Here is a 10,589-nt window from a genome sequence, read left to right on the forward strand (position 1 = left end):
CGACAGTCGGCCTTGTGGGTCAGTACTTCCAGGTGGTACCGGTACCTCGGTACTGCTCGACCGGGATCGGTGTGCTCCCGTCGCGCATGTGGTCGGTGTAGAGGGCGCCGTGGAGGTGGTCGACCTCGTGGGCGACGAGGCGAGCCAAGCCGCGCTCGAAACGGGTGATCCGGGTGGTGCCTTCGATGGTGGTGTGCTCGACGTCGATGATGTGGGCGCGGGGGACCTGGCCGCGGACGTCGAAGAAGGACAGGCATCCCTCGTACTGTTCGTCGACTTCGCCGCTGTGCTCGATGATGGTCGGGTTGAATAGAGTGATCGCCTCCCCGTCTGGGGTGCGCACGATCGCGGCGGCACGGTCGATGCCGATCTGGGGCGCGGCGATGCCCATGCCCTTGCCGAATGTATGCGCCTTGGCGACGCGTTCGGCCGCGGAGTTGAGTGCGGCGACCACCCGGCGGGCGTCCTCGGCCTCGGCGGGCAGATCGAACCGGGCAGCGGTGCGCCGCAACGTGGGGTCACCGTCCTGCGCGATACCCAGCGCGGCCATCACCGCACTCGGTCGAGCGGGCGGCCGAGCGGGGTTGCCGGTGTGCCGCCGGAAGTCCCATTCGAGGCGGTAGCGGGCGTGCAGCGGCGGGTCCGCACAGGACCAGGAGAACACGTGCCGCTCGCTGGTGTCCTCAGCGAGGTCGGCGCGGGTGATGGCCGTGGCGAACGGCATGGCCTGGGCCGTCATCGACGTGTGCAGCCCCCACACGACCGGGGCGAGTTCGGACGGGAAGTCCAGGCACACCGACAGAGTACGGGTGGGCAGCCGCACGGCGCGCTGGAACCAGTTGCCCCAGTGTGCCTCACTGACCGTGTACTCGTACTCGATCCAGCATGCCTCGCCCGGGTAGAGCGGGAAGTGGCCGTGCTCGCCCGCGAAGAGCAGCCACACCTCCTTGAACGCGGCCCGGTCGTGGTGGGCGGTCCAGTCCATCGGATTGGCGCGGCCTTGGCCGTGCCAGGCACGCAGCCCGATCTCTTCCCAAGTCAGCGGATCCTCGCTGTAGAGCCGGTTGGAACGCTGCGGGTCGCCGGGGTAGCGGTCGACCGAGATGCGGATCAGGTAACGGCTGATCGGCTCGTTGCCGCCATTGACTAGGCGGCGGCGCTGCGTGAGCCGGTAGACGCCGTCGTCGTAGCGCAGGGTCGCGTCGTCGTGGTCGACCACCAGACTGCCCGCAGCGGCCGACTCCCCCGACTCGACCGGTGGCCGAGTACGAGTGGGCCGGTGGGCTTCGTAGTCGCGGAACGCTGCCCGCAGTGCCCCGCCTGCGCGCAGCGCGGTCTCGGCGTGCGCGGCGAACGCCTCCGACGGCCGTTCCGACCCAGACTCCACTTTGGACACATAAGAGCGGTCATAGCCCATGGCCTTGGCCAGGGTGGCACGAGAGTGCCCGCGCACGTCGCGCCAGCGGCGCAGCTCCACGGCAAAGGTGTTCACCTCGTCGGTGTCGGTTGGGGCGCCGGTTCCAGCCACGCCGCTCGGGTGGTGGCGCACCCCAGCGGCTTAGGTATCGCCTACGCCGACGAAACCATCGGCGACCGTGACCGCAACGGCGTCCTCTGGACTCGCATGCCGTCGCACCCCGGACACGGCACGCCGGAATTCGGCAAGGTCAACTCGCTACGACAACGCCACGCGATGCGCAAACTCCTCTGCCAGGTCTGCGCGGGCCCGGCCGACCTGGCAGACGACGGCGTCCTGTGGCTCCTTAACGACCACCGCGACGACTGGCCAGGCTGGCCGAACGGCATGGGCGTCACCGAGCCACCGATCTGCCTGCCCTGCCTCCGAATCGCGGCGTACTCGACCGCCGCGAGGCCGTTGTCGATCGGGTCCGTTGCGGTGGATGGTGGCGCGTGTGGTCAGCACCGCGCTGGCTAGGTGTCTTGTTCGATGCGCTCGAAGATGTCGCCGTCTGTTTCCTTCTGCCAGTCAGGCAAGTCGTTCCAGTCGGCGACATAGGACGGCTTGGGATCGGGGAAGTGCTTGAAGATCTGGCCGGTCCAGCACACGGCCACGAACCGGCTCTTCTGGTCGCGGGTGAGTTTGGTGGCGGCGCCGTCGGTGGCCCTGAGGAAGGCGAAGACCTGGTCGTAGACGGCGGTCGCGGCGTCGCGTTCCCAATCGGGGGTCTGGTCCCACGGGGTGATGTAGCCGGGCTTGGGTTCGCCGGGGAAGTACTTGGTGACTCCGGCGATCCACGCCTCACGGAACACGCGGCCTCGGTCGTCCTGCATCCTGTTCTCCTCCATCACGCGGCGTGATTGCCGACAAGGCTGGTGATCTCGGCGTCGAGTCGCTGGATCTGCTGGTCGGCGAGCAACGGGGCCAAGTGCGGCTGAAGGCCGCGCAGCTTGCGCACGACCACGCCGGAGCCGGTGTGGCGAGCGGTGGCCAGGACAGCGTCGGTATAGGCGACAACCTGTTCAGGATCGCGCCGGTGCACACCGATCATCGCCAGATCGGTGAGGACCCCGGCCTTACGCCGGGCAGTGAGATTGCCGGCCAGGGCGTCGGCCAAGGCGGCTTCGGCGAGGTCGGCCCGCCCGAGGGTGACGTAACAGGTGCCCCGTTCCTCGGCCAGCCGGGACCCGTCGAACCGTAGCCAGCCGCCGTTGTGCACCTCACCGGTCAACTGCTGGACATCGGCCGCGGTGTCCAGTGCGCGCCGGCAGGCATCGAGAGCGCCGAGTCCGGCGAAGGTCTCGGCCTGCACGGCGGCGACCCAGTACCGGGTCGACAGTGCCGGGTCACCTCGATGGGCCAGGTCAGCGGCCAGTTCGAGCAGCGGCGCCGCCTCGGCGAACCGGTGTTCGTAGACCGCGATGAAGGCGTGCCTGGTCAACCCGCACGCCCACAGGTCGAAGGCGTTCGCTTCCTTGCCCGCCGTCGCGGCCAGGGTGTAGCAGTGGGCGGCGTCGGTGTAGCGGTCGCCGTCGAAGAAGATCTCCCCGGCCAGTTGGAAGAGGTCGGCGGACAGTGCGCACAGTCGCTGCCGGGAGGCAGGCGTCTGTGGGCGGCGCAGGCCCTCGGACAGGACGTCGAACTGGGCACGGACCAGGGGAAGTACCTGGCTCTTCGTCGGCGCGAGGGCGTAGACGCGCCACAAGTGGCTGTTGAACTGCTCGAACTCGGCGACTGCCGCCGAATCCACGCCACCGGTTCGGGCTGCCGCAGCGAGCCTTTCCGCGTCGTCGACAGCCGACTCGGCCGCCGGTAACGCCAGCAAGGCGCCGGTCATGCTGAACAGGCGTAGCAGGTCGCGACGGTTCATGTCGTCTATCTCCGCGAGGTCCGGCTGAGCGGGCAGGGCGCACCGTTCGACAAGGGCACCGCCAAGGAGCGGTGCGGTCGCGCCACGGGGGGCGCGGGAGGCGCCGTTTCGAGTGCTGTGGGTTTCGCGGCGTCCTCCCATGTGCTCGTCGACATCCGCAATCCGGGCCGGTGCGGCGGTCGAGGATGGAACGCGGGTCCGCCGTGGCGACGTCGACGTGAGCAAGGTACCCAGATGTTCGAGCGTGAGGCCGAGCGCCTTCGCGATCCGGGGCCGCCGGTACGGCTGCGGGGTCAGGTCGCCGCGTTCCCACCGGCCGACGGTGGAGAAGTCCACCCCGACCGCGGTTGCGAGGCCCTCCTGGGTGTAGCCCATCAGCTCGCGCCGCGCGGCGAATGCCTCTCGCCGGTCTCCCACGACCATCACCTCGCCCCGTCGGTCCCGATGCCACGATAACCAGGTACCGGCCAAGTCTGATCACCCGCTCGGCGAGCAGCACCCGATCGGACTACCACCCCGCCGGCGATATTTTCGCAGGTCAAAGTAGGTGTCGCCGCATTGTCGCCGCATTGCCGCCGTGTCCACGCCCTGGCCGAGATTGATCAGGACGCCTTGACTGAAGACGCTGCGGCTCATCCGGCAGGCGAGCGACCAGGCCATAGCCGCGACACGGGTCTCGGGGCGCGCGACACACCAAGGAGGAACTGTGACAGTCCAGATGGAACGGCCGGCCGCAACGCCGACCGCGTCGGCTGCGGAGGGCGAGGCGGACTCGGAGTTCGACCTCGACATCACCCTGATCGAGGTGGTGGACCCGGCGCATCTACCTGCTCGACCAGCACGATCGCCAGGTGTTGACCGCACCGCTCCTCGTCTCGCGGGGGAACGATGAGGTGCTGTCCGCGCCCGCCGATGAAGCCGCCGGATGGTTCGACGGCCGGGCCCACGAGATCGTCGTGCCCCTGGCCGCCCGCCGGCCGCAACCCACGGCGCGTCCGCCACGCCCGACGCCCCAACGCATCGTCCGGCCCCACGTGCACGGGCCTGCCCCCTGGTGCGTCCCCGCTGCTGTTCGCCAATGGCCGGTTCGTGCCTCTGGCAGCGCGCGCTGCGTCAGCCGGCGACGGACGAGCTCGGCGAGTCAAGGTAGGCGTTGAGCAGCGCATCGCATTCGGGCTTGAGGACTTCGGGGATGACTTCGACGACGTGGTTGAGTCTCTGGTCCCGCACGACGTCCCACAGCGAGCAGACTGCGCCGTTGTACTTGTCCCAGGAACCGATGACCAGGCACGAGATGCGGGCCAAGACGATGGCTCCCGCCGACATGGTGCCCGGCTCCAGCGTGGTAACCAGCGTGCAGCCCGCCAACCGCCAGGTTCCAAGCACACGTGCGGCTTGGCGCAGGGCAAGGATTTCCGCGTAGGCCGTGGGGTCTCCGGTGCGCTCCCGGTCATGCTGGGCCGAAGCGATCTCGGCCCAGTCCGGCCCATAGATCACCGCCCCCACGGGTGGGTCACCGGCTCCGGGGTCGGGTACGGCGCGCGCGAGCTGCAACGCGCGATACATCAACGGCTCGTACCTCGCGGTCGGGAAAGTCACGGTGCTGATTGTGCCGATCACCGCGACAAGCAGCCCCGGCGGTGCCGATCACGGGCCGTTGATCGTCACGGGCCCGGTGATCGACATCTCGACTACTCTGATGGTTTGCGCATGTGCCCAGAGTGAGCACGCTTCCCGCCAAGCATCGCCTGAACAGGAGACGTGGTGGAGCTTCCGTCGTTGACCGACCCAGTCCGTACCCTCACCGCCGCTGTACGGCAGGAGACGGCCGCTGTGCTCACGCACGCGCTCGACATGGGACTGGACTTCAAGCTCCAGCCGGAGATCTACCGCGCCCGACTGCCCCCCGATCAGGCACGTGACCTGCTCGTGTCGAATCTGCCGGAACACCCCTGCGCCGTGGGGGACGTGCTCGCCGAGTTTGCCGAGACGGTGCTTCCGATGTGCAAGAACGAAGCCAGCCCCCGGTTCCTCGGCTTCGGCGACACCGGTGACGACGTCGCGGCCCTCGCGGGTGGTGTCCTGGCGCTGTTCACCCAGCAGAATCTGATCAACCAGAGCTTCGACTCGCCGAGCGCGACGTTCATCGAGATCACCGTGCTGCGGTGGCTACGCGAGCTGATCGGTTTCACCAATCCGAGCGTGGACAAATTGTCGACAGTCTGGGACGTCGGCGGTGTGGTCACTCACGGCGGAACAATGAGCAACACCGTGGCCATGATGCTCGCCCGCGAACACGCCGCGCCGGGCACGATGGAACGCGGCGTCACCGACCCCGGTCGGTTCGCCATCATCGTGCCGCGCGGCATCGGCCACTACAGCGTGAAAGGCGCATTGACCTGGATCGGTGTCGGCAGCCAACTGATCGAGGTCGACACCGTCGGGTTCCGCTTCGACCTACGGGCGTTGGAGCGCGCGCTGCGTGAAAACGCCGGCCGGATCATGGCGGTGGTCGCCTATGCGGGGGACAGCCGCACCCAGACCATCGATGACCTGCGCGGCGTGCACGATGTCGTTCGTGCGGTGGACGAGCGGATCTGGTTGCACGCCGATGCCTGCTGGGGCCTGTTGTGTGCGTTCAGCGACGAACTCCGGCACAAGATCGACGGCATCGCCTGCTACGACAGCGTTACCGTCGACCCGCACAAGGTCATGGCCGTGCCCTACAGCCTGTCCGCGCTGTTGGTGCGCAGGCCGGCCAGCCTGCGGGCGATCTCCAGCTACTCCGACCTGATCATGCAGGAAGACTTCGCGTTCGGACAGGTCACCCCGTTCGTCGGTACCAAGGGCTGGATGTCGCTGAAGTTGTGGATGTTGATGCGGACACACGGTCGGACCGGGCTGGCGGCAATGGCCGAGCAGCGAGTGGCCACAGCAGGCCAGTTCGCCGATATGGTCGACGTACACGAGCGGCTGCTGCGGCTGCACGATCCCGATCTGCTCGCCGTGACGTTCGTCTACCTGCCTGTCGACTTCCGACCGCGCAACCCCGGCAATGCCGATGTTGAGCGGATCAACCAGGCCAACCGGTGGATTCACAACAGGATGCTCGCCGAGGGCACCTGGCACTTGCACCAATTCAGCGTTCCAGACGACGCGAGCGCGCTGCGGCGCGGCGCTGTGGTGTACCCACTGCGCTTCATGGCCGCCAATCCCCGAGTCGAGCGCCGTCACATGACCGGCGTCCTGGACTACGTCGTGTCCCTGGGCCGTCTGTGGGAGAACCACCGGGATAAGGATCGAGGATGACCGACACAACCAACCAGGCCACCGGCGAGGATGCAGGGCAGGCGACCGGGATCAAGGCAGTGTACCGGTCGGTCGGGATCTACGACGCGGTGCTGCCCCCGCACTACTACCACGGCGGCGAGGACGTCGACCTGGTCGGCGGCGTCATGGCCGAACACTACGGGCCACCACGTCGCGAGTTCGCTGTTGCCGAGTTCGGCTGTGGCACGGGTCGAGTCACCGCACGGCTGGCCCCGTATGCCCGTCGCCTCACAGCCATCGACTCCAGCCCTGCGATGCTCGACACCTTCCGGGCACGCTTCCCGCACGCCGAGATTCGCTGCGCCGACACCCGCCGCGCCGCCGCGCAGATGCTGGACAAAGGCTTGGCGGGCCAGTTCGACTTGGTCGGCGCGTTCTGGTCGTTGAGTTACCCGCTGGGCGACTGCTTCGAAGAGATGACTGCCGAGGGCATACGACCCGTCGCCGACCGGACCGGAGCACTCCGGCAGGCTCGGCAGCTTGTGCGCGACTTGGTGTCACTGGTCGCCGACAACGGGCACCTGCTGGCGTTGTACTTCGACTCCGAGACCCGCGAGCAACGCCTCGTGACCCGCGCGTGGGAGACGATCGCCCCGTTTCCCGAGGGCGGGCGCGGCTACACGCGACACCTGTTGCTGGAGGAGTTGCGTGCCGCCGAAGACCGGGGCAGGGGCTGGTTGACCCACACCCGCATCGGCGGTGTCGCCCTTGCCGCGAACAAGGACGCAGCAAGGGCGTGGTTCAACCATCTGCACTTCAAGAACATGCCCGCTCTGGTGAACGACCCCGAGATACAGGCCGAGGTCGAAGCGTTCGTGGACGACCACACCCAATCCTCCGGCGACGTGATCCTGCCCAGCGGCGTCCACGTGATCGACTTCCACGCCACCGACGATCCGCACCATCACATCCCACGTGCCCGATGAGCGACATCGACGACGCCTTTTCCGACGCAGGCAGGCTTCGGGCCGAGTTCGTCGGCGCGAACGGATACGTCCTGGCCTACGGCTCTCACGCGACGATGGCCACTCGCGGGTCGGATCTCGACCTCCTGTTCGTCGGACCACCCCTGCACCCTCACCAACTCGACCGACTGGTCAGGGCAGTGACGGCCTTGCACAACGATCACCAGTTGCGGCTGGACACCGAGGTCGCCCACGAGGTGAAACTGCACGCCTGCCCGGCCCAGATCAACGCCGCCCTCGCGCTGGGTGGTTTCACCCTGGACGCGGCCGGAGACCTGCATGTGCCGCCACTGGTCGTGGCACCGTGGTTTCTCAACTCCGCGCCGTTCAAGTTGCGGTTGATCCTCAACGCACTGACCACGACCCACGTGTTCCTCGGCGGCGACATCAACCTGTATCGACGACACTGCGCCCGCGCCGACCGCACCCTTGCGCTGGTGGCGCTGTCTCTACTGGACCTAGCAGCCACCTTCACCGTTGCCGAGGCCGCGGCAGTGCTGGTCACCGCAGCCGACGGAGCGGCGGGCGAGGACTTCCTCGGCTACTCCCCCGGACCCGCGCTGTGCTCCACCTTGCACCGCGGCCTGGCCCACCTCATCACCGAACAAGTCGTGTCCACGACCGACGGCGTGTGCTTCCACCAGTACCGCGCGCGGCACCGGGCGGTGGTGACCAGGCTGCGCCGGTACCGACGCGAAACGATCGATCAAGCCTGGGATAGTGAGCATCTTGAGCAAGGAGGATGCCGGTTTGAATGAGCACGAGGTTCGCTCGCTGATCTGCCAGGTCGAGACCATCGTGTCGGGTGCGATCGACCGAGTGCTGCCGGAACTGGCCGGGGCCGATCCCGTTGTCCGGCGATCCGAGCACGCGGACTTCCAGTCCAACGCCGCCCTCGCGCTCGCCAAACGCGCCCGCGTCAAGCCCGCCGACCTGGCCACCGCCGTGGTCGACGCACTGCGCACTGACGGCGCCGCGCCGGTGAACGAGGTGACTATCTCCGGACCTGGCTTCCTCAACCTGGCCATAGCCGACACGGCGATCTGGGCGCAGGTGGCCGCGCGGCTGGCCAGCCCCCGCCTGGGCATCGGTACGCCCGAGCAGGGCCGCCGCACCGTGATCGACTACTCGGCACCCAACATCGCCAAAGAGATGCACGTCGGCCATTTGCGCACCACCATCATCGGTGACGCCCTGGCTCGCCTGCTGGGATTCCTCGGTGCCGAGGTCATCCGGCAAAACCACGTCGGTGACTGGGGCACCCAGTTCGGAATGCTCATCCAGTACCTCGACGAGCACCCCGAACTCGCCTGGCAGCACGACCACCTGGCCGAGGGCACCTCGACCGTGTCCGCGTTGGACGGCCTATACCGGGCGGCGCGGGCCGAGTTCGAAGCCCAACCGGCTTTTGCCGACCGAGCGCGCGCTCGGGTGGTCGCCCTGCAGGCAGGCGACCCGGCCACCATCGCCCGCTGGCGGGAGATCGTCGCGGAGTCCGAGTTCGCCTTCCGCGAGATCTACGACCGGCTCGGTGTCCTGCTGGAACCCGAGGACTCCGCCGGTGAGTCCTTCTACAACGATCGCCTGCCCGACATCGTCGCCGAGTTGACCGCGGCGGGGATCGCGGTGGAAAGCGACGGCGCGCTCGTCGTGTACTCCCAGGAGGTCACCGGGCCGGACGACAACCCCGTCACGCTCATGGTCCGCAAGAAAGACGGCGGCTACGGCTACGACACCACCGACCTGGCCACCATCCGCTACCGCGTGCGCGAGCTGAAAGCCGACCGGCTGCTCTACGTCGTGGACGCCCGCCAAGCCCTGCACTTCCGGCTGATCTTCGAAGCCGCTCGCCGCGCGGGCTGGCTCACCGACACAGTCGACATCACCCACGTCGCGTTCGGCACCGTGCTCGGCCCCGACGGACGGCCGTTCAAGACCCGCTCCGGCGACACCGTCAAACTCATGGACCTGCTCGACGCCGCCGTCGACAAGGCACGCGCCACCGTTGCCGAAAGAGGACACGACCTCGCCGACGACGAACTGAACCGGATCGCCGGCCAGGCAGGCATCGGCGCGGTCAAATACGCCGACCTGTCCACCAACCGCACCAAGGACTACCTCTTCGACGTCGACCGCATGGTGTCCTTCGCGGGCAACACCGGCGTCTACCTCCAGTACGCCCACACCCGCATCTGCTCCATCCTCCGCAAAGCCCCTGACACCGGCGCCGAGGTCGACCCGACCCTGCCCCTGCACCCGGCCGAACGGGCACTCGCCCTGGAACTGGACACCTTCGGCGACGTCCTCGTCGAAGTCGGCCAACTGCTCGAACCACACCGACTCTGCGGCCACCTCTACGAACTGGCCAAGGCATTCACCGACTTCTACGAAGCATGCCCAGTCCTACCCGCCGACCCCCCGGTACGCGCCAACCGCCTGGCCCTGTGCCACCTCGCCGCCCGCACCCTGAGCCAAGGGCTCAACCTGCTCGGCATCGCCGCACCAGAACGCATGTAGACAACAGCTTGGCCCGCCGACCCGGTGCGGTCAGTCAGCGGTGAAGTGGCCGCGCCCCGCACCGGGCGTAGTCGCCGGCCCGAGCTGACCGACAGTGAACTGCTCTGCCTGGCCGTGGCTCAGGTGTTGGGGCTGCAACAACTGCGCCCGGTCCGTAAGGACGAGACCTACCGCAACGGCAACCTCGGCCGGGTGCGCCAGTGGATCGAGTCGGTCAACCAGACCCTCAAAGGCCAACTCGGCCTCGAACACCACGGCGGACGCACCCCGGCAGGCGTGTTCACCCGCGTCGCCCAGCGCCTGCTGGCCATGGCCGCGGGTATCTGGCACAACTGGAACACCGGCGTGACCAGCCAACGCTCAATGAACGCCTACGACCACTGCTGCGCCATGAGGCGCCGCGCTGTATCCCCGATCCAGTTGGGAGGAATTTGGAGGGACATTCCTG

At 67.9% G+C, this 10,589-nt stretch carries 9 protein-coding genes and 1 pseudogene; 6 read left to right on the top strand and 4 right to left on the bottom strand.

The annotated features are described in order from the left end of the window. Positions 1-19: 19 nt before the first annotated feature. A complete protein-coding gene (locus ACT4N7_RS24720) occupies positions 20-1,528 on the bottom strand; it encodes a peptide deformylase (RefSeq protein ID WP_444831229.1) in 1,509 nt (502 codons plus the stop codon). A 9-nt stretch (positions 1,529-1,537) separates the two neighbouring features. Here ACT4N7_RS24720 and ACT4N7_RS24725 point away from each other — a divergent pair, with 9 nt between their 5' ends. Next, a complete protein-coding gene (locus tag ACT4N7_RS24725) occupies positions 1,538-1,936 on the top strand; it encodes a hypothetical protein (RefSeq protein WP_444831230.1) in 399 nt (132 codons plus the stop codon). On the opposite strand, the gene ACT4N7_RS24730 is transcribed toward ACT4N7_RS24725, so the two are convergent. From ACT4N7_RS24730 to ACT4N7_RS24740, 3 genes are all read right to left on the bottom strand, one after another. Beyond that, a complete protein-coding gene (locus tag ACT4N7_RS24730; RefSeq protein ID WP_444831231.1) occupies positions 1,933-2,292 on the bottom strand; it encodes a hypothetical protein in 360 nt (119 codons plus the stop codon). The genes ACT4N7_RS24725 and ACT4N7_RS24730 overlap by 4 nt on opposite strands. 14 nt (positions 2,293-2,306) lie before the next feature. Next, the gene (locus ACT4N7_RS24735; RefSeq protein ID WP_444831232.1) at positions 2,307-3,746 is read right to left on the bottom strand and encodes a helix-turn-helix domain-containing protein; all 1,440 of its coding nucleotides are present in this window, start codon (positions 3,744-3,746) and stop codon (positions 2,307-2,309) included. 696 nt (positions 3,747-4,442) lie between these two features. Further along, entirely contained in the window at positions 4,443-4,895 is a 453-nt protein-coding gene (locus tag ACT4N7_RS24740; protein ID WP_444831240.1) for a nucleoside deaminase, read from the bottom strand. A gap of 213 nt (positions 4,896-5,108) precedes the next feature. On the opposite strand from ACT4N7_RS24740, the gene ACT4N7_RS24745 reads away from it, so the two are divergent. The 5 genes and pseudogenes from ACT4N7_RS24745 to ACT4N7_RS24765 form a co-directional block, all read left to right on the top strand. Beyond that, positions 5,109-6,638 (top strand): pyridoxal phosphate-dependent decarboxylase family protein, encoded by a 1,530-nt coding sequence (locus ACT4N7_RS24745; protein ID WP_444831233.1) that lies wholly within the window; start codon positions 5,109-5,111, stop codon positions 6,636-6,638. Then, the gene (locus ACT4N7_RS24750) at positions 6,635-7,585 is read left to right on the top strand and encodes a class I SAM-dependent methyltransferase (RefSeq protein WP_444831234.1); all 951 of its coding nucleotides are present in this window, start codon (positions 6,635-6,637) and stop codon (positions 7,583-7,585) included. Before ACT4N7_RS24745 ends, ACT4N7_RS24750 begins: the two co-directional genes overlap by 4 nt. Further along, positions 7,582-8,382 (top strand): hypothetical protein, encoded by an 801-nt coding sequence (locus ACT4N7_RS24755; protein ID WP_444831235.1) that lies wholly within the window; start codon positions 7,582-7,584, stop codon positions 8,380-8,382. Before ACT4N7_RS24750 ends, ACT4N7_RS24755 begins: the two co-directional genes overlap by 4 nt. Further along, complete coding sequence (gene argS, locus ACT4N7_RS24760; RefSeq protein ID WP_444831236.1) at positions 8,375-10,141, top strand: arginine--tRNA ligase; 1,767 nt, start codon at positions 8,375-8,377, stop codon at positions 10,139-10,141. The genes ACT4N7_RS24755 and argS overlap by 8 nt, the downstream gene beginning before the upstream one ends. 114 nt (positions 10,142-10,255) lie before the next feature. Next, positions 10,256-10,522, top strand: a pseudogene (locus ACT4N7_RS24765) (IS982 family transposase); the annotation flags it as partial. Positions 10,523-10,589: the final 67 nt, after the last annotated feature.

The organism is Actinokineospora sp. (assembly GCF_052390155.1).
Lineage (GTDB): Bacteria > Actinomycetota > Actinomycetes > Mycobacteriales > Pseudonocardiaceae > Actinokineospora.

Bases quoted from the DNA above. Each gene is read 5' to 3' on its own strand.
- ACT4N7_RS24730 (WP_444831231.1), bottom strand. From the start codon at position 2,292: ATGCAGGACGACCGAGGCCGCGTGTTCCGTGAGGCGTGGATCGCCGGA.
- ACT4N7_RS24740 (WP_444831240.1), bottom strand. From the start codon at position 4,895: ATGTATCGCGCGTTGCAGCTCGCGCGCGCCGTACCCGACCCCGGAGCC.
- ACT4N7_RS24755 (WP_444831235.1), top strand. From the start codon at position 7,582: ATGAGCGACATCGACGACGCCTTTTCCGACGCAGGCAGGCTTCGGGCC.
- ACT4N7_RS24750 (WP_444831234.1), top strand. From the start codon at position 6,635: ATGACCGACACAACCAACCAGGCCACCGGCGAGGATGCAGGGCAGGCG.